Origin of the sequence: Chromobacterium vaccinii, assembly GCF_000971335.1 — a bacterium.
Classification (GTDB): Bacteria; Pseudomonadota; Gammaproteobacteria; order Burkholderiales; family Chromobacteriaceae; genus Chromobacterium; species Chromobacterium vaccinii.
The window spans coordinates 56,352-79,043 of record NZ_JZJL01000021.1; the positions used below are offsets into that span (position 1 = coordinate 56,352).

At 64.5% G+C, this 22,692-nt stretch carries 19 protein-coding genes; 12 read left to right on the top strand and 7 right to left on the bottom strand.

What is annotated here, in order from left to right:
- Positions 1–121: 121 nt before the first annotated feature.
- The 7 genes from VL52_RS23300 to VL52_RS12075 all read right to left on the bottom strand — a co-directional run bounded on the left by VL52_RS23300 (position 122) and on the right by VL52_RS12075 (position 9,270).
- Positions 122–1,771, bottom strand: coding sequence for a methyl-accepting chemotaxis protein (locus VL52_RS23300; protein WP_052729275.1), 1,650 nt, complete (start codon positions 1,769–1,771; stop codon positions 122–124).
- A 119-nt stretch (positions 1,772–1,890) separates the two neighbouring features.
- Positions 1,891–2,316: a GNAT family N-acetyltransferase gene (locus VL52_RS12050; RefSeq protein ID WP_046157256.1), complete on the bottom strand. Its 426-nt coding sequence runs from the start codon at positions 2,314–2,316 to the stop codon at positions 1,891–1,893.
- Positions 2,317–2,348: 32 nt separating this feature from the next.
- The gene (gene ggt / locus VL52_RS12055; RefSeq protein WP_046157257.1) at positions 2,349–4,013 is read right to left on the bottom strand and encodes a gamma-glutamyltransferase; all 1,665 of its coding nucleotides are present in this window, start codon (positions 4,011–4,013) and stop codon (positions 2,349–2,351) included.
- A 118-nt stretch (positions 4,014–4,131) separates the two neighbouring features.
- On the bottom strand, positions 4,132–4,875 hold the full coding sequence (locus tag VL52_RS12060) for a copper homeostasis protein CutC (protein WP_046157258.1): 744 nt from the start codon (positions 4,873–4,875) through the stop codon (positions 4,132–4,134).
- Between the two features lie 112 nt (positions 4,876–4,987).
- Complete coding sequence (pflA, locus tag VL52_RS12065) at positions 4,988–5,767, bottom strand: pyruvate formate-lyase-activating protein (protein WP_046157259.1); 780 nt, start codon at positions 5,765–5,767, stop codon at positions 4,988–4,990.
- Positions 5,768–5,889: 122 nt separating this feature from the next.
- Positions 5,890–8,217, bottom strand: a complete 2,328-nt coding sequence (gene pflB / locus VL52_RS12070) for a formate C-acetyltransferase (protein WP_046157260.1) — start codon at positions 8,215–8,217, stop codon at positions 5,890–5,892.
- A 270-nt stretch (positions 8,218–8,487) separates the two neighbouring features.
- On the bottom strand, positions 8,488–9,270 hold the full coding sequence (locus VL52_RS12075) for a formate transporter FocA (protein WP_046157261.1): 783 nt from the start codon (positions 9,268–9,270) through the stop codon (positions 8,488–8,490).
- A 1,104-nt stretch (positions 9,271–10,374) separates the two neighbouring features.
- Between VL52_RS12075 and VL52_RS12080 the strand changes: the two genes are divergently transcribed.
- The 12 genes from VL52_RS12080 to VL52_RS12135 all read left to right on the top strand — a co-directional run.
- Entirely contained in the window at positions 10,375–11,673 is a 1,299-nt protein-coding gene (locus VL52_RS12080; protein ID WP_046157262.1) for an HAAAP family serine/threonine permease, read from the top strand.
- A 66-nt stretch (positions 11,674–11,739) separates the two neighbouring features.
- Complete coding sequence (locus VL52_RS12085; RefSeq protein WP_021474977.1) at positions 11,740–13,140, top strand: L-serine ammonia-lyase; 1,401 nt, start codon at positions 11,740–11,742, stop codon at positions 13,138–13,140.
- A gap of 440 nt (positions 13,141–13,580) precedes the next feature.
- A complete protein-coding gene (locus tag VL52_RS12090; RefSeq protein WP_046157263.1) occupies positions 13,581–14,633 on the top strand; it encodes a Gfo/Idh/MocA family protein in 1,053 nt (350 codons plus the stop codon).
- 17 nt (positions 14,634–14,650) lie between these two features.
- Complete coding sequence (locus tag VL52_RS12095; protein ID WP_046157264.1) at positions 14,651–15,766, top strand: DegT/DnrJ/EryC1/StrS family aminotransferase; 1,116 nt, start codon at positions 14,651–14,653, stop codon at positions 15,764–15,766.
- Positions 15,763–16,278, top strand: a complete 516-nt coding sequence (locus VL52_RS12100) for an NUDIX hydrolase (RefSeq protein ID WP_046157265.1) — start codon at positions 15,763–15,765, stop codon at positions 16,276–16,278. The genes VL52_RS12095 and VL52_RS12100 overlap by 4 nt, the downstream gene beginning before the upstream one ends.
- Positions 16,278–17,381, top strand: coding sequence for a DegT/DnrJ/EryC1/StrS family aminotransferase (locus VL52_RS12105; RefSeq protein WP_200896004.1), 1,104 nt, complete (start codon positions 16,278–16,280; stop codon positions 17,379–17,381). The genes VL52_RS12100 and VL52_RS12105 overlap by 1 nt, the downstream gene beginning before the upstream one ends.
- Positions 17,362–18,720, top strand: coding sequence for an NAD(P)/FAD-dependent oxidoreductase (locus VL52_RS12110; RefSeq protein WP_046157267.1), 1,359 nt, complete (start codon positions 17,362–17,364; stop codon positions 18,718–18,720). The genes VL52_RS12105 and VL52_RS12110 overlap by 20 nt, the downstream gene beginning before the upstream one ends.
- A complete protein-coding gene (locus VL52_RS12115) occupies positions 18,717–19,403 on the top strand; it encodes an HAD family hydrolase (protein WP_046157268.1) in 687 nt (228 codons plus the stop codon). Before VL52_RS12110 ends, VL52_RS12115 begins: the two co-directional genes overlap by 4 nt.
- Positions 19,400–20,509, top strand: a complete 1,110-nt coding sequence (locus VL52_RS12120) for a fatty acid desaturase family protein (protein ID WP_046157269.1) — start codon at positions 19,400–19,402, stop codon at positions 20,507–20,509. Before VL52_RS12115 ends, VL52_RS12120 begins: the two co-directional genes overlap by 4 nt.
- Positions 20,502–21,395 (top strand): S-methyl-5'-thioadenosine phosphorylase, encoded by an 894-nt coding sequence (mtnP, locus tag VL52_RS12125; protein WP_046157270.1) that lies wholly within the window; start codon positions 20,502–20,504, stop codon positions 21,393–21,395. The genes VL52_RS12120 and mtnP overlap by 8 nt, the downstream gene beginning before the upstream one ends.
- A 13-nt stretch (positions 21,396–21,408) precedes the next feature.
- Positions 21,409–22,005, top strand: a complete 597-nt coding sequence (locus tag VL52_RS12130) for an NUDIX domain-containing protein (RefSeq protein ID WP_046157271.1) — start codon at positions 21,409–21,411, stop codon at positions 22,003–22,005.
- Positions 22,006–22,180: 175 nt separating this feature from the next.
- The coding region (locus tag VL52_RS12135) for an MFS transporter (protein WP_046157272.1) at positions 22,181–22,692 on the top strand (512 nt) is incomplete at its 3' end.

Here is a 22,692-nt window from a genome sequence, read left to right on the forward strand (position 1 = left end):
TCTACCCACCCGATGGCGCAACCCGCTTGAAAACGCCCGCCAAGCTGGCGATGCGGGGGCATATGAAAACGCCCCCGGCCGTGGACAATATGGCCGGGGGCGTTGGCAAGACAGCTGCGGATTAATCCATGCGGAAAGCCAGCGTGGTCTGCTGCAGCTTTTCAGCCACCATCGCCAGCTCCCGCGTCGCCTGCGAGAACACATCCACCGCGATGCCGTTTTCCTTGGACATCTCGGCGATGGCCTCCACCCGTCCCGCCAGCTCGGTGCTGGCCTGGCGCTGCTCGCCCACCGCCATCGCGATCTCGTTGATCGCCGACACCACGCCGGCGGCGCGCTCCTCCACCGTGCTGATGGTGGCCGACGCGTTCTCGGCCGCCACCACCACGTCGGCGACGATCTGGCGGCTGCTGCGCATGCCGTCCACCGCCTCGCGCGCGCCGTCCTGGATCTTGCCTATCATATTGGTGATTTCCTGCGCCGAGCTGGTGGTGCGCTCGGCAAGCTTCCTCACCTCGTCGGCCACCACGGCGAAGCCACGGCCCTGCTCGCCGGCCCGCGCAGCCTCGATCGCCGCGTTCAGCGCCAGCAGGTTGGTCTGGTCGGCCACGTCCTTGATCACGGTGGCGATGCTGCCGATCTGCTGCGCCTGGTCGGACAGCGACTCCAGGCTGTCGGCCGAGCTGGTGACGCTCTCGTTGACCCGCTTCACCCGGACGGTGGAGTCTTGCACGTCCTTGTTGCCGGCCTTGGCCTGCTGGCCGGCCTCCGCCGCCTGCTCGTTGGCCTGGCCGGCATTGCTGGCGCACAGGTCTATGCTGACCGTCAGTTCCTCAATCGACGCCGCAGCGCTGGAGGTGGCGTTGACCTGCTGGCCGATGCTGGCGCTGACCTGCTCGGTGGAGGCGGCCAGTTGCTCGGAAGTGGCCGCCACGCTGGCCGCCGAGCGGATGATCTCGCCCACCGTATTGCGCAGCCGCTGCTGGGTGTCGGACAAGGAACGCATCATGTCCGCGATTTCGTCCCGGCCGCTCACCTTGACCTCGCCGGTCAGGTCGCCGCCGCCCATCTTTTCCATCGCCCGGCAGGCCTCTTTCAGGCTGCCGACGATGCCGGTCTGGATCGCCAGCCCCAGCGCGGCCAGCACCACCAGGCCCACCACCAGCACGCTGATCGCCATGGTGCGCAGCGATTGGTACTTGCCTTGAGCATCGTCCAGCGACTTGTCCGCCAGCTTGACGTTGATAGCCACCAGTTCATTCAAAATATCGTCCGCTGCATTAAACAGCGGCCGACACTGCTTGACCATGATGGCCAGCGCCTTCTTGTTGTTCTCGCCATTGCCGGTGTCGTTATAGCTGAGATCGCGCACCTGCTTGCACGGCCCCTCCATCGCCGCCCAAGCGGCGTCGAGTCGCTTCAATCCATCCACTTCGGGAGGCGTCAGCTGGGTCTGCCGGTACTGGTCAATGAACCCCTTCATATTGGTCTCTTGCTTTTCTCGACTGGCCTGTATTTGGTCCATGACCGATTTTTCTGACTCGGCGATATACCGGTAATCGGAGCGGTTGATGTAGATCGCGCTCTTGGACGCCTGGCCCAGCAAGTAGATCGGTTTGAGCGCGTTGTCGTGCATGTCGCGGGTCAGGTCGAACATGCTGGAAGCGCCGGAAATGCCGTTGACGCCGATGATCAACGCGGCCAGCACGCCAAGCACGATCAAGCCGAAGATCTTGGCGCGGATGCTGAATTGGGCAAGAAGTTGAATCACGCTATGCTCCCTACTGCCTAGGTAGTTACACATAGCGTTTTAGTTGAGACTCGAACCAATCACCAGTCATGATTCGATAAATCCGTCAATGCCGGACGTTGAGACGCCCGGCGGCCAAATCAGTCCCGCAACGACTTCCGGTAAAAAATGCGGCTGTGGCCGGGCGGGTAGTCGTCCAGTTCGCCGAAGCGCTGGTAGCCCAGGCTTTCGTAAAAACGCGGCGCCTGGAAACTATGGGTGTCCACCCAGGCGCCGATACAGCCGCGCGTCTTCGCTTCAGCCTCGGCCTCTTCCATCAGCCGGCGGCCCAGCCCCAGGCCGCGCGCGCCGGACGGCGCGGCCAGCAGCTCGGTGTACAGCCAGCCGTAACGGGTATAGCCCCACAGGCCGCCGACCACCTGCCCGTCCTCGTCCTCCACCCGGATCACCAGCGGCCGATGGCCGCCGGCGCCGACTTGGGCATCGTTATAGGCAACCAGGGGCGCGACGATGGCCGTTCTCGTTTCGGCATCCGCCGCATCGCTCAGCACGGTTTTGTACTCCATGTCTTTCTCGTTTTTCTCTGTTCAAAAATCGCTTACTCGACAACGATGCCGACGCCGCGTCCGCGCGGATCGGACGCGGTCTCGGTCTTGTCGCCGCTCACCCTCACCGCCTGGATGTCTCCCATCCGCCAGCCCTGGTCCTTCAGCGTATAGCCCATCGCCTTCAGCTCCTGAGCGGCCTGGCCGGCCAATGGCGCGTACTGGTCGTAAAAAATGGTGTCCTTGGGCAGCAGCTGGTGATGGACGCGTTGCGCCGCCACCGCGTCTTTCAACGGCAGCTTGTAGTCGTACAGATTGTTCAGCACCTGGAAGATGGAGGTGAAGATGCGCGAACCGCCGGGCGTGCCGATCACCAACTCCACCTTGCCGTCGCGGGTGACGATGGTGGGCGACATCGACGACAGCATGCGCTTGCCGGGGGCGATGGCGTTGGCGTCCTTGCCCACCACGCCGAAGGCGTTGGCCACCCCAGGCTTGGCGCTGAAGTCGTCCATCTCGTCGTTGAGCAGGAAGCCGGCGCCCTTGACCACCACGCCGCTGCCGAAATCGAAGTTCAAGGTGTAGGTGTTGGCCACCGCGTTGCCCCACTTGTCGACGATGGAGAAGTGGGTGGTCTGGCGCGGGTCCAGACCGGGCTTGATGTCCGGCGTCGGCGAAATGGCGGTGGGGTTGATCTCGGCCGCGCGGCGCTCGAGATAGGCCGGGTCGATCAGCTGCGCCGCCGGCGCCTTGACGAAGTCCGGATCGCCCAGGTAGTCGGCGCGGTCGGCGAACACCCGCTTCTCGATCTCCGCCAGCAGATGGATGTAGCGGGCGGAGTTCAGCGCCACGCCGGTGAAATCCGATGCCCGCTCCTGCTTGATGCCCAGCAGCTGCGCCAGCGCGATGCCGCCGGAGCTGGGCGGCGGCGCGGTGTAAACCATTTTGTCGCGCCAGCTGATCTTGATCGGCTCCCGCCACTTGGCGCGGTAGTCGTTGAGGTCGTCGGCGGTGATCAGGCCCTTGTCGCGCTTCATCTGCGCCACCAGCAGCTTGGCGGTGTCGCCCTGGTAGAACTCGGCCGCGCCGTAGCGGGCGATGCGTTTCAGCGTGGCGGCCAGCTCGGGCTGGCGGAAAGTCTCGCCGCCCTTCATCTTGCCGAAATACTGGGCGAAGTTGGTTTTGCCTTCGAACAGCTTCACCGCCTCGTCGCGATACTGGTATTGGCGGGCGGCTACGGCGAAGCCCTGCTCGGCGTAGTTGATCGCCGGTTCCAGCAATTGCTTCCATTGCAGCTTGCCGAAGCGCTGGTGCGCCTGCCACAAGCCCATCACCGTGCCCGGCACGCCGGCGGCGCGCGCGCCGACCAGGCTCATGTCCGGCGCCACCTTGCCGTCCTTGTCCAGGTACATGTCGCGGCTGGCGGCCTTGGGCGCCACTTCGCGGTAATCGAGGAAATACGGTTTGCCGCCCTGGTAGATGGTCATGAAACCGCCGCCGCCGATATTGCCGGCCTCCGGGTAGGTGACCGCCAGCGCGAAGGCGGTGGCCACCGCGGCATCCACCGCGTTGCCGCCGGACTTCAGGATCCGCGCGGCGACTTCGGCGCCGTATTGGTCCGGCGAAGCCACCGCGCCCTGGCCCGCCAACGCCGGCAGGGCGATCAGCAGAAGGCCGCCGCCGGCCAGCGCGTTGCGGGACATGGAAACCAGTTTCATAGCTCACCTCCTCTGTAGGCTGACATAGGATGCTTATGCCATTTGTTAAGAAAGTGTGCCACACATTTAAGGTAAATTCAGGCTGGCAATATTCCATGCCGCTTCAGTGCGCAGCCGCTCATAACCGATCCAGCGCGTCCCGCAGTTCCCTCACCAGCGCCGCCGAGGTTTCCTGCCGCGCATATTCATCGACGCCCGGCGCGCCCATGCCGACGCCGCCGCGCCGATAGCGCATCCCGCTCGTCGCCACGCCCCGCGCCGACGCGTGGAATTCCGCGCAGCCGCTCGCCGCCGCCAGTTCGGCGATATTGCCGGCGCGCACGCCGGCGCCGGGCATCACCGTCAACCGCGTCCCGGCCTGCTCGCGCAGGCTAGACAGCAACGCCGCGCCCTGCGGCGCGGTCGGCGCCTGGCCGGAGCTGAGCAGGCGCTTGCAACCGGCGGCGATCACCTCCTCCAGCGCCCGCTCCGGCTCGCGCGCCAAGTCGAAAGCGCGGTGAAAGGTCACCGCCATCGGCCCGGCCAAGCTGACCAACTCCCGGGTGCGGGCCGCGTCGACATCGCCGTCCGCGGTCAGCAGGCCCAGCACCACGCCGTCCAGCCCCAGGCTGCGGCAGACTTCGACATCATGCGCCATCGCGTCGAACTCCAGCGCGGAATAGAGGAAATCGCCGCCGCGCGGGCGGATGATGGCGTGCAGCTTGATCTCCAGCTTGCCGCGCGCCATCGCCAGCGTGCCGTAGGACGGCGTGGTGCCGCCCTCGCCCAGGTTGTCGCACAGCTCCACCCGCTGCGCGCCGCCTTCCTGCGCGGCGACGCAGGACGCCAACGAACCGGCGCAAATTTCCAGAATCTTGCTCATTTCCGCTCCTTTTCCTTATTCCAGACCGCCCGCAAACGCCAAGGTGCCCCAAAAACGCAAAAACCGCCGGCGCGAAGCGCGGCGGCGGTTTTGAAGAACGCGTGCGGAAGCCTCAGGTAACTTTCATGCCGCGGCTGGCGAACAGCGCGCGCGCATGCGCGACTTGCTCTGCGGTGGGGATAGGCGTGTCGTTCAACTGGTACTCCATGCCCAGCTGCGCCCACTTGTCCTTGCCCAGTTGATGGAAGGGCAGCACTTCCACCCGCTCCACCACATCGCCGAGCGTGGCGATGAAATCGGCCAGGCGCTCGATGTCGGCGTCGCCATCGGTGAGGCCGGGCACCAGCACGTAGCGTATCCACATCTTCTTGCCCAGCCGCTGCAAACGCTGGGCGAAGTCCAGCGTCGGCTGCAAAGGCTGGCCGGTCAACGCCTGGTATTTTTCCGGATCGAAATGCTTGATGTCCAGCATCACCAGGTCGACATCGTCGAACCATTCATCCGGCACCCGCTCGTGCAGGAAGCCCTGGGTGTCCAGCGCGGTATGCAGGCCGAAGCGCTGCTTGATCGCATGGAACAGCTCGCCGACGAACTCGTGCTGCATCAGCGGCTCGCCGCCGGAAATGGTGACGCCGCCGGCGAACTTGAGGAAGCGCGCGTAAGAGGCGACTTCGGACAGCGCCTGCTCCACCGTGACCTGGCGGCCGTTGTGCAGCTTCCAGGTATCCGGGTTGTGGCAGTACAGGCAGCGGAATTGACAGCCCGAGGTGAAAAACACGAAACGCATGCCGGGGCCGTCGACGCCGGCGCCGCTTTCGGTGGAATGCAAATAGCCTATGGTTTCGGCCTTAACGCATGCTTCGGTGTGGTCTGCGGCAATAGGTGGGATCATGCCGTTTCTCCGGTGAATCTTGTGAAAAAGCGGGGCTTTCCTTTCGGACCGCCCCGCCATTGATGCGATGGTGTTTCCGCGCGGGCAAGCCTTTCGGCTGCCCGCCCTACCTTCTCTTCAGCTTACATCTTGCCGTGGAAGGTGCGGTTGATCACGTCCATCTGCTGCTCGCGGGTCAGCTTGATGAAGTTCACGGCGTAGCCCGACACGCGGATGGTCAGTTGCGGGTACAGTTCCGGGTGCTCCATCGCGTCCAGCAGGGTTTCGCGCTTGAACACGTTGACGTTGACGTGGAAGCCGCCGCCGGCGATGTGGCGCTCGCCTTCGCAATCGAACGGCGTGCAGTTGGCGCTGCTGAACTCGGTCGGGTGCGCGGAGCAGAAGCCGTCCAGGCAGTTGGCCAAGTTCAGGATGCGCTCTTCTGCGGTGTGGCCCAGCGCGTCAGGCGTGGCCGAGGCGGTCCAGCTGATGCCGTCCAGCGCGGAGTCGTACGGCAGCTTGGCCACCGAGGCGCCCGCGGCGACAAAGCCCTTCACATCGCGGCCGTTCATCGGGTTGGCGCCCGGGGAGAACGGTTCGCCGGCGCGGCGGCCGTCCGGGGTGTTGCCGGTCTTCTTGCCGTACACCACGTTGGAGGTGATGGTCAGCACCGACTGGGTCGGCTTGGAATCGCGGTAGAAGTACGGCTGGGCCTTGATCTTGTCCATGAAGGACTGGGTCAGCCACACCGCGATGTCGTCCACGCGGTCGTCGTTGTTGCCGTAAGCCGGGTAGTCGCCTTCGATCTTATAGTCGACGGCCAGGCCTTCTTCATTGCGGATGATGTGAACCTTGGCGAACTTGACGGCGGACAGCGAGTCGGCGGCCACGGACAAGCCGGCGATGCCGCAAGCCATGGTGCGGATGATGTCGCGGTCGTGCAGCGCCATTTCGATGCGTTCGTAGGCGTACTTGTCGTGCATGTAGTGGATGCAGTTCAGCGCCTTGACGTAGGTGGCGGCCAGCCAGTCCATCATCTTCTCAAACTTGGGCATCAGCTCGTCGTAGGTCAGCACGTCGCTGGTGATGGGCTCGAAACCGTGCGCCACCAGCGCGCCGGATTTCTCGTCGCGGCCGCCGTTGATCGCGTACAGCATGGCCTTGGCCAGGTTGGCGCGGGCGCCGAAGAACTGCATCTGCTTGCCGATTTTCATCGCCGACACGCAGCAGGCGATGCCGTAGTCGTCGCCCCAGTAAGGCAGCATCAGATCGTCGTTTTCGTACTGGATGGCGCTGGTGTCGATGGAGACCTTGGCGCAGAAGTTCTTGAAGCCCTGCGGGAAGCGGGTGGACCACAGCACGGTCAGGTTCGGTTCCGGGGCCGGGCCCAGGTTGTACAAGGTGTTCAGGAAACGGAAGCTGTTCTTGGTCACCAGGGTGCGTCCGTCTTCGCCCATGCCGCCGATGGATTCGGTCACCCAGGTCGGGTCGCCGGAGAACAGTTGATCGTATTCCGGAGTGCGCAGGAAGCGGACGATGCGCAGCTTGATCACCAGATCGTCGATCATTTCCTGGGCTTCAGCCTCGCTCAGCGCGCCGGCGGCGATGTCGCGCTCGATGTACACGTCCAGGAAGGTGGACACGCGGCCGAAGGACATGGCGGCGCCGTTCTGTTCCTTGACGGCGGCCAGGTAGGCGAAATACACCCATTGCACCGCTTCGCGGGCGTTGGCGGCCGGGCGGCTGATGTCGTAGCCGTACTTGGCGGCCATCTGCTTCAGTTCGTCCAGCGCGCGGAATTGCTCGGACAGCTCTTCGCGCTGACGCATCACTTCGTCGGTGAAGGTGGCGTTGTCCAGCTCGTGGAACACTTGCTGGCGCTCGGCGCGCAGGAAGTCGGTGCCGTACAGGGCCACGCGGCGGTAGTCGCCGATGATGCGGCCGCGGCCATAGGCGTCCGGCAGTCCAGTGATCACGCCGGACTTGCGGCAAGCCATGATTTCCGGGGTGTAGACATCGAACACGCCCTGGTTATGGCTCTTGCGATACTTTTCCCACACTTCCTTGATCATCGGGTCCAGCTTGAAGCCAAAGGCTTCCAGACCGTTCTCGACCATGCGCAGGCCGCCGTTCGGCATGATGGCGCGCTTCAGCGGCGCGTCGGTCTGCAGGCCGACGATCACTTCATTGGCCTGGTCGATGTAACCGGCGTCGTGCGCGGTGATGGAGGAGCCGCGGTCGGCGGACACGTCCAGCACGCCCTTGGCGCGTTCCTGCTTCAGCAATTCGCCCAGGGTATCCCACAGCTTCTTGGTGCGATCGGTCGCGCCAGCCAGGAAGCTGTCGTCGCCTTCGTACGGCTGATAATTCAGCTGGATGAAGTTTCGGACATCGACCTTGCTCTGCCAATCGCCTGCGGCGAAGTCGCGCCACGGGTTGGCTTGGGTAGCATTTTGAGTGATGGCGTCCATCTGGTGCCTCCTTCTTGGCTGATCCAGTAAGTGTTAGATATTGAACACATCGTACATTCGAATTCGAAAATTTCGCTTGATCTTAGTCAAGTCAGCCCCCGCTTTCGGCGCGTTTTCGATCCCGCGGCGCAACATGCCAGATGCGTCCAATGTCCTTATTTTCTCAATGGTTTATAGCAAAATCGGCGCGGTACGCCATGTACCGCGCCGACTACATTCGAAATCGAACATCCACATGCCGTCCGCCGGCCGGAATGTTTCCCTACAGCATCAGACCGTCTTCAGCGTGTGGCGTTCCAGCTGGAACACCACCAGGCCGACGCCGATGGCGCCGCCGACAATATTGCCCAGCGTGGCCGGCACCATATTATGCAGGATGTCGCCCCACTCCAGGCCGGCCATGCCCTGCAGCTTGGCCAGCGCGAAGAAGGCCATATTGGCGATGCTGTGCTCGAAACCGGAGAAGAAGAACACGAACACCAGCAACATGATGATCAGCAAGCGCGCCGCCTCGTTGGCCAGCCGCATCGGCACCCAGACCGCCAGGCAGATCACCCAGTTGCACAGCACGCCCTTCCAGAAGATCTCCAGGAAAGACGCATGCACTTTATGTTCCACCACGCTGAACAGCAGATGGTTGGCGGGCAGCGCGCCCATGCCGCCGGCGCCGGCCAGCACGGCGACGAACAGCAGCACGCCGATCAGGTTGCCGATATACACCACCGCCCAGCTGCGCAACAGATTGCAGGTGCGGCAGCGTCCGCTCAGGCGGCCGACGGTGAAATACATCACATTGCTGGTGAACAGCTCCACCTTGCAGACGATGATGCTCACCAGCGCCACGCCGAAGAAGCCGGAAGTGGCGATGTAATAGCCGGAATCGCCGGCGGCGAAGAACACCTGGCCGAGTTTCAGGCTGACCGCGAGCACGACGGCGATCAGCGCGCCGGCCATGGCGGCGCTGAGCAGATAGCGGCCGGGCTCGGACAGCAGCACTTCCTGCTTGCTGGCTGCCTCGTCGACCACGTAGGCGAGTGTGGAGGGGTGGCTCATTTCGTTTCGTCTCTTCAATAGTGGGTAAGCTGGCGCAGAGCGGACGCGGGCCTGGGCCGTTCGCATCCAGTGCGACTTCCCGCAAATTTTATGTTCGTTTTAGTAAATTTGTGTTTGATAACAATCAAGACTGCATCCGGTCCTGCTTAGCGGCCGCCCGGTTGACGCCCGCCAGCGCACGATCATCCCATCCATATGCAGCGGAATAGCCGCGCAGGAGATCAAGCGATTGATTTAAAAAAATAATTTGGCAATATCAGCCATCGTCTCAGGCCATCTATCCACCACAGGCTTGACTTCTCGCGGCTGGCCATGGATCAAGCCCAAGCGAGACCTGGTCGCGCTCAAGTCTGAGGCTCACCAGTTTCGAAAACATTATTGTTCATTTTTGATAATTATTTTTCACAATCGAACATTTATAACAATACCAATAGCTGTAGATAGTACTGTTTCGAACAACTTCAATCATATTCGAACAACCAGCTCAGCTTCCCCGCGCATCGCTCCACCCACCTGGCCAAATGAACTGAAAAATTTTTTAAATTCAGTACCTTGAAAATAAAAACCTCGATTGAGGCTGGCAAATAGGCCGCGCATCCGCATGCATGACAATGCCGGTTTCCATCCTGAAACTCATCCATCCAGCCTCTCAAGGGACGCAAATTTGTTGCAGAGCAATTACTCCACACGGTAATTGATGCCAAGCTTGCCTTGCAAGATGCGCGAAATGTAATAAATTGGAACAATTTATGAATTAAAGAATTTTCAAGAAATTTTATGTCTCAAAATTTTAAATAATTAAAAATAATTTCAATAAAACACATAAAGCATAATGGATCAATTCCACTTTTATCCGCCAGACTGTGTTCATTTGTTCATTTGATGACAAATTTATCTTGATTAGAATCAACTGATGTTCTTAAATGTGTACCTTTCAAACTACAAAGCACTTACGATGAGCAGCAAGTCAACCGGATAGGCATCCACCGCTCGGGATCGCGCCGGTTAGAACAGCTTTCTCCCGATGGCCTGGTTTGAAAGACAAGTCTCAGGACATCGGACCTAGTAATTGCGAAATATTCGTTTTGTAAAAGGCACCTCATCATGTCTCAAGCAATAGCCTCCACCGCTCCCCGCTCCGGCTCGTCCGGATGGACCAAGCACGACACCACCTGGATGCTCGGCCTGTACGGCACCGCCATCGGCGCCGGCGTCCTGTTCCTCCCGATCAACGCCGGCATCGGCGGCCTGTGGCCACTGATGCTGATGGCCATCCTGGCCCTGCCGCTGACCTTCTTCGCCCACCGCGGCCTGACCCGCTTCGTGTTGTCCGGCAGCAAGGAAGGCGCCGACATCACCGAAGTGGTGGAAGAGCACTTCGGCATCGGCGCCGGCAAGATCATCACCCTGCTGTATTTCTTCGCGATCTACCCGATCCTGCTGATGTACAGCGTGGCCATCACCAACACGGTGCTGTCCTTCCTCAATAACCAGCTGCACATCGAAGTGGGCAACGGCATCGCCACCCGCGCGGTGTTCTCGCTGGCGCTGATCCTGGGCCTGATGTCCATCGTGCGCCTGGGCGGCCAAGTCATCGTCAAGGCGATGAGCATCCTGGTCTACCCGTTCGTGGTGGTGCTGATGCTGCTGGCGCTGTACCTGATCCCGCAATGGAGCGACACCGCCATCCGCCATGCCGGCAGCCTCTCCGACGCGGTGTCCAGCGGCGCCTTCTACAAGACGCTGTGGCTGGCCATTCCGGTGATGGTGTTCTCGTTCAACCACTCGCCGATCATCTCGTCCTTCTCCGTCGACCAGCGCAAGCTGCACGGCGATGACGCCGAGCCGGCTTCCAGCCGCGTGCTGATCCGCGCCCACACCATGATGGTGCTGACCGTGATGTTCTTCGTGTTCAGCTGCGTGTTCAGCCTGAGCCCGGCCGATCTGGCCGCCGCCAAGGCCCAGAACATCTCCATCCTGTCCTACCTGGCCAACCACTTCCAGAACCCGGTGATGGAATGGGTCGCCCCGATCATCGCCATGGTCGCCATCAGCAAGTCCTTCCTGGGCCACTACCTGGGCGCCAAGGAAGGCTTCAACGGCCTGGTGGTCAAGCAGCTGCGCCAAAGCGGCAAGACCATCGAGTCGTCCAAGCTCGACCGCTGCACAGCCGTGTTCATGATCGTGACCTGCTGGATCATCGCCACCATCAACCCGTCCATCCTGGGCATGATCGAAACCCTGGGCGGCCCGGTGATCGCGATGCTGTTGTTCCTGATGCCGATGTACGCGATCCAGAAAGTGCCGGCGATGAAGAAGTACTCCGGCGCCGCCAGCAACATCTTCGTGACGCTGATCGGCCTGATCGCCATCTCCGCCATCTTCTACGATCTGATCGCCTGATCGTAAGCAAACAGGCCGCGGATCGCGGCCTGTTCTCCTTCTGTACAGTTTCAAAGAGGTAGCATCATGTTCAGCATGAGCGACATCTACAAAATCGGCGTAGGCCCCTCCAGCTCCCACACCGTCGGCCCGATGAAGGCCGGACACCAGTTCCTCGGCGCGCTCAAGGAAACCGGCAAATTCAACCAAGTGAACCGCGTCCACGTAGACTGCTACGGCTCGCTCGCCCTCACCGGCAAGGGCCACTGCACCGACCAGGCCATCATCCTCGGCCTCGCCGGCAACCTGCCGGACACCGTGGACCCGGACACCACGGCCAGCCTGATGGCCGACGTGGAACAGACCAGCCAGCTGACGCTGGGCCGCACCCACCAGCGCGTGGCCTTCGGCATGGATTTCCACACCGCCAACCTGCCGCTGCACGAAAACGGCATGCAGATCCACGCCTACATCGGCGATGAGAAGGTTCTGACCAAGACTTACTACTCGATCGGCGGCGGCTTCATCGTCGACGAAGAGCACTTCAACCAGTCCAGCTGCAGCGACACCCCGGTGCCCTACCACTTCGTCACCGCCCAGCAACTGATGGACATGTGCGAAGAAACCGGCCTGTCCATCGCCGCGCTGGTGATGGAAAACGAAAAAGCCTTCCACGAAGTGGGCGAGGTGCAAGCGCACTTCCGCCGCGTGTGGGAAGTGATGAAGAGCAGCGTCGAGCGCGGCATGCGCACCGAAGGCAACCTGCCCGGCCCGATGCGCATTCCGCGCCGCGCGCCGGCCCTGCACCGGATGCTGACCAGCTCGCTCACCGTGGCCAAGGACCCGATGAGCGTGATGGACTGGGTCAATATGTACGCGATGGCGATGTCCGAGGAAAACGCCGCCGGCGGCCGCGTGGTGACCGCGCCCACCAACGGCGCCTGCGGCATCGTGCCGGCTGTGCTGGCCTACTACAACCACTTCATCCAGCCGCTGGACGACGACAGCTGCCTGCGCTTCTTCCTGTCCTCCGGCGCCATCGGCTGCCTGTTCAAGCTGAACGCCTCCATCTCCGGCGCCGAAGTGGGCTGCCAGGGCGAAGTGGGCGTCGCTTGTTCGATGGCCGCGGCCGGCCTGACCGAACTGATGGGCGGCAGCCCGTCCCAGGTGTGCATGGCGGCCGAAATCGCCATGGAGCACAACCTGGGCCTGACCTGCGATCCGGTGGCCGGCCAGGTGCAGATTCCCTGCATCGAGCGCAACGCCATCGCCGCGGTCAAGGCGATCAACGCAGCCCGCATGGCCATGCACCGCGTCAGCAGCCCCAAGGTGTCGCTGGACAAGGTGATCGCCGCCATGTACGAAACCGGCAAGGACATGGACGCCAAGTACCGTGAAACCTCCTGCGGCGGCCTCGCGCTGCAGATCAAGGTGGAGAACAAGGCGGTGCCCACTCAGGCCATCCGCTGGGTCGACGACGCGGCCTGACCCCCCCGCGAGTTCCCATCGACGCCGCCGGCTTCCCGGCGGCGTTTTTGCATGTGGCGCGAATGGCAACACCGCGCGAGCCCCGCCGCATCTGACATTCCACGCGCCCTGACCATCTCCGCCTGACAGTTCCGACTGAAACAGACCTGTCTTTTCTATCAGTATTCGCAGTCTCCCCCGCCGCCTCCGGCACATACTCGCCGCATAACCGGTCCGAAACCGTTTCCCGCAAGGCCTTCAGAGCCTCTCCGCCCGCACCGGGCGTCGCGTCCCGCGAATCCGGATGCCAACAACAAAAGCTCGCTAGTGGCTGTGTCGCTTTTCCTCATTGGGGCATGACTCCGCCATGCGCTTATCCGCGCAGGGCTGAGGCTTTTTCATCAATCCCGAGCAAGACAGGCTCGCCGCGCCCCGCGCGTGGGCCGTCATGGAGATTCACGATGAGTTTGATCAAAGTTGGCCTTGTCGGCATCGGCGCGCAAATGCAGGAAAACCTGCTGCCGTCCTTGCTGCAGATGCAGGACATACGGATCGTCGCCGCCTGCGACAGCGATCTGGAACGGGCGCGGCGCATCCACCGCTTCATCTCGGACATTCCGGTGCACGACAACGTGCCGGACATGCTGAACGAGGTCCAGCTGGACGCGGTGATCATGGCCGGCCCGCCCCAGCTGCACTTCGAAATGGGGCTGCTGGCGATGGGCAAGGGCGTCAACGTGTTCGTCGAGAAGCCGCCGTGCGCGACGCTGGAGGAGCTGGAAACGCTGATCGACGCCGCGAACCGCAGCGAAGTGGTGTCCGGCGTGGGCATGAACTTCAAGTTCGCCCGCCCGGTGCGCCAGCTGCGCGAAATGACCCAGGTGGACGAATTCGGCGAAACCCTGCACATCCAGCTCAACCACTACGCCAACAAGCCCCGCGCCCCGCTGTGGGGCCTGGATTCCACGCTGCGCTCCTTCCTGCTGGCGCAGGCGATCCATACCATAGACCTGGCCATCACCTTCGGCGACGGCGAGCTGCGCCGGGTGCAGTCCAGCGTCCAGCGCCACGAGGACGCGCTGATCGTCAAGGCCGACATGGCCTTCTCCTCCGGCGCCACCGCCAGCCTGCTGGCCGGCACCAGCTTCCCCTACTTCGAGTTCGACATGAAACTGGTCAGTTCCAGCTCCACCCTGGTGGAGCTGGACAACCTGTGGAACATCACGCTGCACGAGCCCGAACACGCGACCCGCCCCACCGGCGCAGCCAAGCGCTGGCGCGGCGCCTGGCAGCCGGGGCCGCTGGACTCCGGCTACGAGCGCAGCGGCTACCACGGCGAGCTGCACCAGTTCTTTCAGGCGATACGCGAACACCGCCGCTTCGAGGCAGACTTCGCCAGCCTGCTGCCCACTTACCGCGTGATCGAGGAAATCTGCTCCGCCGACGCCGTGGCCCAAGGCCTGCAGAACGCCCACAGCCGGATACGCACCGGCATCGAATCGCTGTCGCTGTAATCGAACAGGAGCCTTTCATGACCGAAACCATCGCCGCGGCGCAAACCGCCGACCGCGTGATCTCCGACAAATACCGTCCGCAGTACCCGGATGACCTTCCCGCGCTGGAGCGGGCGCTGCGCGGCGCGCTGTCCGGCACCAGCGACACCGTGGCCGCCTACGAGCAGGCGCTGGCCGGCTGGTTCGGCGCCGCCGAAGCCGTCGCCCTGTCCTCAGGCGGCGCTGCGGTCAGCGTGGCGCTGCACGCCGCCGGCGTGCGGCCGGGCGACGACGTGCTGCTGACGCCCAGCTGCCCGCTGTGCACCGTCTACCCCATCATCGCCGCCGGCGCCAACCCCGTGTTCGTCGATACCCGCGCCCACGGCTTCGGCGCCGACCCCGACTCGGTGCGCGACCGCGTCTCCCCCCGCGCCGTCGCGCTGATCGACATCCCGATGTGGGGCTATCCCACCGAGGTGGACGAGCTGCGCGAACTGGCCGACTCGCTGGACCTGAAGCTGATCCTGGACCTGGCCCACTCGCACGGCAGCACGCTGCACGGCAAGCACCTGTCCGCCTACGGCCACCTGTCCTGCTTCAGCACCCACGAGCGCAAGCCGCTGGCCACCGGAGAAGGCGGCTTCGTGCTGACCGACGACGTCGAGCTAGCCGAACGCTGCCGCTCCTACAGCCGCTTCGGCAACCTCAACGGCGCGGATTTCGGCCTCAACTACAAGCTGGCCGCGCTGCCGGCGGCGCTGGGCCACAGCCGGCTGGACAAGCTTTCCGAACAGATAGACTGCCGGCGGACCCACGCCCGCCGCCTGCTGCAGCGGCTGCGCCATCCCCAGGTGCGGGAAAAACGAATCATCGAAGGCGGCAATCCCAACTACTACTTCCTCAATCTGGAGCTGGGCTTCGCCGACAACCGCGCCTTCATCGACTACCTGGACGCCCGCGGCATCCCATCCGACATCAAGCGCTACGGCTGCCAGGCGCTGTACCGCTTCCCCGCGCTGGCCGAATACCGCCTCGACTGCCCGAACGCCGAGGCGCTGCTCTCCGGCATGACCACGCTGCCCGTGCACCCCGCGCTGAGCGAAGCGGAGCTGGACTACATGGCCGACGTCATCAACGGATACCAGGCGCCATGATCACCGAACGCGCGATGCAGCGCGCCGGGCTGGAGCGGCATTTCACCTCTTCGGCCTTCGTGCTCAACCCCCACCATGAAGTGCTGCTGCTGCGCCACCGCAAGCTCGGCGTCTGGCTGTACCCGGGCGGCCACGTCGAACAACACGAAACGCCGGACGAGGCGGCGCTGCGCGAGGTGCGGGAGGAAACCGGCATCCACGCCAGGCTGCTGGGCGAGCGCGACATAGCGCTGGAGGACGAAGAAGCCGACGTCTCCGCGCTGCACCTTCCGTACCGGGTGCTGTGCGAGTACATCGCCGATCCCAAAACCCCGCACTACCACCTGGACCTGATCTACCTGTGCGCCACTCCCGAGCGGCGCTGTCCGCCGGGCCGGGAGGCGGCGGAGGTCGGCTTCTTCCCGCGCGAGCGCCTGGAGCAACTGCCGATGTTCGCCAATTTCCGCCGCATGCTGGAGCGTCTGTACGACGACGATGCAGTGTGGCAGGCGGTACAGCAGGGAGTCCGATGATGAGCACGATTGCGCTGGAAACGCGCCATATCGCCGAAACCTGCATCCACGACGCGCCGGACGATGTCGCCGAGCTGGCGCGCGCGCTGCGCGGCGGCCTGTCCGGCACCGCCGACATCGTCGCCGAGTACGAAGCGGCGCTGGGCAGCCTGTACGGCCTGCCGCACGTGATCGCCGTCTCCTCTGGCGCCGCCTCGGTCCACGCCGCGTTGGCCGGCGTCGATTTCGCGCCCGGCGACGAAGTGGTGCTGGCGCCCACCTGCCCGATCTGCACCGTGCTGCCCATCCTGGCCCAAGGATTGGTGCCGGTGTTCTGCGATGTGGCGCCCGACAGCTTCGGCCTGGACCCGGACGATCTCCAACGCTGCCTGGGGCCGCGCACCCGCGCGGTGATCGAGGTGCCGATGTGGGGCTATCCCATTCCCTCTGACCGGACCTGGACGTTGCTGCGCGAACGCGGCATCCCGCTGATCCAGGACTTGGCCCATTGTCACCTGACCCGGCTGAACGGCGACTGGCTGGCGCGCATCGGCGACATCTGCTGCTTCAGCACCCATGACTGCAAATTCATGTCCACCGGCGAAGGCGGCTTCGTCATGACCGCCGATCCGCGCCGGGCCGAGCGCATCCGCGCCTACACCCGCTTCGGCAACCTCACCGGCCAGAGCGTGGGCATCAATCTGAAGCTGGGCGGCCTGCAGGCGGCATTGGGGCTGGCGCGCAGCCGCCAACTGGCCCGGCATCTCGACATCCGCCTGAGCAACCGCGAACGGCTGCTGGCCGCGCTGGACAACCCGGCGCTGCGCGAATTGCCGCTGCCATCGCATGGCCAGGCCAATGGCTACGCGCTGCTGCTGCAGGCGGTGGGCCACGATGGACGGCAACTGGTGCGCTACCAGATGTCACGCGGCATCCCGTCCGATATCGGCAAGTACGACAACCAGCCGCTGTATCAGCTGCCGCTGCTGGAACGCTACCGCCGCGACTGCCCCAACGCTGCCCGGCTGCTGCGCTCGCTGACCACGGTGCCGCTGCATCCCGACCTGACCGGCGAAGACCTCGATTACATCGCGAGGACATTGAATGACTATGCCCAGAATTGAAAACGGCCACGCGGTGGTGCTTGGCGGCAGCATCGCCGGCTGCCTGGCCGCCGCCGCGCTGGCCCGCCGCTACGCCCGCGTCACCATTGTGGAGAAAAGCGATTTCCACGATGAAACCGGCGCGCGTCAAAGCGTGCCGCAAGAACACCACGTCCATCTGCTCTTGCAGCGCGGCAAAGAGATCATGGAAGCCATCTTCCCCGGTTTCCTGTCGGAGCTGGAACAGGCCGGCGCGTTGGTCGCCGACCTGGGCCACGACGTCAAGTGGTACCAGGCCGGGCGCTGGAAAAACCGCTACCGCTGCGGCATCCACGCCCATTACTGCAGCCGCCGGCTGATCGACACCCATCTGCGCCGCCGCGTCTCGCGGCTGCCTCAGATCACGGTGTTGTCGCGCACCCAGATGGAAGGGGTGGATTTCCACCGCGACGGCGACAAGCTGGCAGTCGCCGGCGTCCGGCTGCGCAACGACGACCACGCCTGGACGCTGGACGCCGACGCGCTGGTGGACGCCAGCGGCCGGGGCACCCGCCTGCCCGGCTGGCTGGAAACCGCCGGTTTCGGCGCGGTGGAAAAAAGCATGGTGAAAACCGATCTCGGCTACGCGTCGCGCATCTACCGGCGCCGCCCCGAGTTCGCCAGCCAATGGAAGGTATTGCTGGTGCTGGCCACGCCGCCGCATCAACGCGCGATGGGCGTGATCAGCCCGATAGAAGGCGACCGCTGGATGGTGACCACCGGCGGCTGGTTCGGCCAATACCCGGACCGCGACCCGAACGCCTTCCTGAAAGCGCTGGCCGCGCTGCCCATGCCGGACATCCATCAGGTGATACAGGACGCCGAGCCGCTGTCCGATGTGTCGGTATTCCGCATGCCCGGCAGCCTGCGCCGCCATTACGACCAGCTGCCGCGCTGGCCGGACGGCCTGCTGGTGGTCGGCGACGCGCTGGGCAGCATGAATCCGCTGTACAGCCAGGGCATGACGCTATGCGCGCTGGAAGCCGAATGCCTTGGCCAGAACCTGGACGCGCTGCTGGCCGGCGGGCTGGGCTTCCAGGAGCTGCAGGAAAAGCTGTGCCGGGTGCTGGACCCCGCCTGGCAGATGGCGGTCACCGAAGACCTGCGCTTCCCGGAAACCGAGGGCGAACGCGACTGGCGCACCCGTTTCCTGCACTGGTACGGCGCCGGACTGACCCGGCTGTCCGCCTACCACCGCGGCGCGCTGGAAGCCCAGATCGGCGTCAGCAACCTGATCGCCAGCCCGTCCCGGCTGTACGCGCCGCCCATCGCCGCGCGCATCGTGCTTGGCTCGCTGCGGCCCGGCGGAGGCCATCCATGAGCGCGGCATCATGGCTGGCTGGAGTGCGCCACCTGGTCTTCGACTGGAACGGCACGCTGATCGACGACATTGATCTTGCGGTGGCGTCGGTAAACCGCTGCTGCGCGCGCTTCGGCGCGGAACCGGTCACGCGCGAGCGCTACCGGCGCGAGTTCGGCTTCCCGATCGCCGAGTTCTACGCGCGGCTCGGCTTCGACTTCAACCGACATCCGTTCGCCGACATCGTCACCATCTACCTCGAGCATTTCGACGCCCACGTCGCGCGCTGTCGGATGCACGACGGCGTCGCGGAACTGCTGGAACTCGCCGCCTCCCGCGGCATCGGCGCCTCGGTGCTGTCGGCGTCGCAAAGCAACGTGCTGTTGCGCACGCTGGACGCCAAGCGGCTGCTTGGCAGCTTCCAGCACGTGGTCGGCCTGGACCACACCCACGCCTCGGGCAAGCTGGATGAAGCCCGGGCATTGCAATCCCGGCTGGCGCTGCCGCCGGCAGATACGCTGTTCATCGGCGACACGCTGCACGACTGCGAGGTGGCGCGGCAGGTGGGCTGGCGCGCGCTGCTGGTGGAAACCGGCCATCAAGACCGAGCAAGGCTGGACGAATCCGACGCGCCCGTCTGCTCCAGCCTGTCGGAGCTGCTGCCGGTGTTGTCCGCGCTGGCCGCGGCGGGAGAACCCTCATGAATTCCTTCTACCCCCTGCTGGTGGTGTTGGCCGCCTCGCTGGCGATGCGCGGCATGGTCCATTTCTATTACCGCGACAGCGGGCCGGTGATGCGCAGGCTGCGCTTGCTGCCGCGCATCAACGACAATCCGGAAACCTATTATCGTCCGCTAGACAATTGGCTCGCGCCGCTGCCCTTCGTCTGGACCTGGCTGGACATCGTGGCGGCGGTGATGGCGGCCGCGCTGGCCGACTCCGCCGTGGGCTGGGCGCTGGTGACGCTGTGGAGCGGCGGCCGCATGCGCGCGCTGCAGGAGTTCGGCCACAACGCCGTCCACTTCGCGCTGTGCCCGTCCCATGCCTGGCAATGGTGGCTGAGCGACATCTTCTACCAGTTCCCGGTGTTCAAGCGCGACATGCATAGCCGCCACAGAACCCATGGCGACCACCACCGCAAGCCCAACCACCCGGAACTGGACCCCAACCGCGCCCGGGTGTTCGCCGGCGGCTATCTGGCCGGCCTGTCGGACGCCGCCTTCCTTGCCCGCCTGCTGTACCCGCTGTGGCCCGCCGGCTTTTGGAACAATCTCAGCACGATGACCCGCAACAGCCTGCTCAACCATTCAAAAACCACGGCGCTAGCCCGCTGCGCGACGCTGCTGACGACCGGCGCGCTGCTGTACTGGGTCGGAGGCTGGGCGGGCGTGGCCTTCGGCTGGCTGCTGCCGTTGTTCACCTCCTACCCGGTGTTCGCCTGGGTGTCGCTGCTGGCCGAGCACCGCTGGTTCATGCCCGGCTTCCCGCAGGAGCGGCTGGAGCTGGAATACCTGATGGGCCGCCCCACCGATTACTTCGGCGTCAGCGGCTGGCTGGTGCGAGTGTTCATCGCCCCCACTTCGGACGCCTACCATCTCGTCCACTCCTTGTATCCCGGCGTGCGCTGGAACTACCTGCCGGCGATAGACCGACACCTGAAAATCCACGATCCGCGCTACACCGAGCATGCCAGCGAGGGCCTGCTGCGCTGTCGCGGCAACGCGCCGTCGGCGCTGTCCGAACTGCGCGAACGGCTGGTGGCTCCGCCGCTGGCCGGCCGCCTCTCCACCCAAGGAATCCACCATGACTGAATCCCATCCGGCCCGCATCGGCATCATAGGCGGCAGCGGCTTCCAGCGGCTGCTGGGCTTGACCGACGCCAGCGCCCACCATTGCGCCACCGCCTTCGGCGCGCCGTCCTCGCCAGTGGTCACCGGCTATCTGGGCGGCGTGCCGGTCGCCTTCCTGCAGCGCCATGGCCCGGGCCACTCGATCCCGCCCGCGTCCATCAACGTCAAGGCCAATATCGCCGCGCTGCGCAGCGTGGGCTGCACCCAGATCCTGTCGATGAGCGCGGTGGGCAGCCTGCGCGAGGACGTGCCGCCCGGCCATTTCGTGCTGGTCGACCAGTTCATCGACCGCACGCTGATGCGCGACAAGACATTCTTCGGCCCCGGCCTGGTCGGCCACGTGCCCTTCGGCGACCCGGTCTGCGGCCGCATGCGCGAAGCGCTGGCCGACAGCGCCGCCGCTGCCAGGGTGCCGGCGCGCGACGGCGGCACCTATGTGGTGATGGAGGGACCGCAATTCTCCACTCGCGCCGAGTCCCGGCTTTACCGCCAGTGGGACGGCACCGTGATAGGCATGACGGCGATGCCGGAAGCCAAGCTCGCCCGCGAAGCCGAGTTGTGCTACGCGCTGGTGGCCATCCCCACCGACTATGACTGTTGGTTCGAATCGCAAGAACCAGTCAACGCCGCGCTGGTGGCGGAACGGATGGCCGAAATCGGCGACAGCGCGCGCCGGCTGGTGGGAGAAGCGGTGCAGCGCCTGGGCCGCCACGGCGGCGCCTGCCGCTGCGGCTGCGACCGCGCGCTGGACACCGCCATCATGACCGCGCCCGAACAGCGCGACCCCGCCATGCTGGCGCGGCTGCTGACCGTGGCGCCGAATGCAAACCGATTGACGAACAAGTAAAAGGAAACGCTGCATGAGCAATACCACCGCGACCCGGGAAAGGGTGCGCATCCAACGCGTGGAAGTGCTATCCGATGACTGGTACGTGCTGCGCAAGACCACCTTCGACTACCTGCGCCGCGACGGCAGCTGGCAGACGCTGTCGCGCGAAACCTACGACCGCGGCAACGGCGCGGTGATCCTGCTGTACAACCGCTCCCGCCGCACGGTGATCCTCACCCGCCAGTTCCGCTTCCCCGCCTTCGTCAACGGCCACGACGGCATGCTGATCGAGGCATGCGCCGGCCTGCTGGATCAGGATGACGCTGAAACCTGCATCCGCCGCGAAACCGAAGAGGAGACCGGCTACCGGATAGACAATGTGCGCAAGGTATTCGAGGCCTTCATGAGCCCCGGATCCGTCACCGAGAAACTGTTCTTCTTCGTCGGCGAATACCATCCCCGCGACAAAGTGGGGGATGGCGGCGGCGTGGAGGAGGACGGCGAGGAGCTGGAGGTGCTGGAACTGCCGTTGCAGCAGGCGTTGGCGATGGTGGACTGCTGCGATATCGCCGATGGCAAGACCATCATGCTGCTGCAATACGCGCAATTGCACCGGCTGCTGGATTAAGACAGGCAGGAACCACCGCGGCGGCGGGTTTGAGGACCCCAAGCCGCCCGCTGCGGACCGTGTCGAAACACAAGCGGCGAGGCCTCCGGCCACCGCCGGCGGCACAGGGATCTGCCATCCGCCAGGCGCGGCATGCGTTCAGATGCCCCCACCCCACACCTCAGGATCAACCGCGATGACAGACAGTCCCCGATCCACCCGGCCATTCCGCCGCGACGGACCCACCTGGTTCCTCTATCTGGTGCTGGCCGTGTTCGGCTTCCAGCAGTCGGTGCTGGGCTCCACCCTGCCCTTCCTGCGCGCCGAGTTCGGCTACGATCCCATCCAGGTCGGCTGGCATTTCACCAGCTACGCCGGCGGCCTGGTCGCGTCCGGCCTGCTGGGGGGCTGGCTGCTGCCCAGGCTGGGCCTCGGCCCGCTGATCCGCGGCGCGGCGGTCGCCATGGTGCTGGCCGTGTTGTCCATCGCCCAGGCGCGCGGCTTCGCCGGCACGCTGGCCGCGGCCATCGCCATGGGCTTGACCGGCGGCGTGCTGCAATCGGCGGTGCAGGCCGGCCTGGCCTGGCATCAGGCAGAACACCGCGACATGGCGATGGTGGAAGCCTTCATCTTCGCCGGCGCCGGCGTGTTTTCCGGCCCGCTGCTGGTCGGCCAGCTGGCCGCGGCCGGCATTCCATGGCGCTGGAC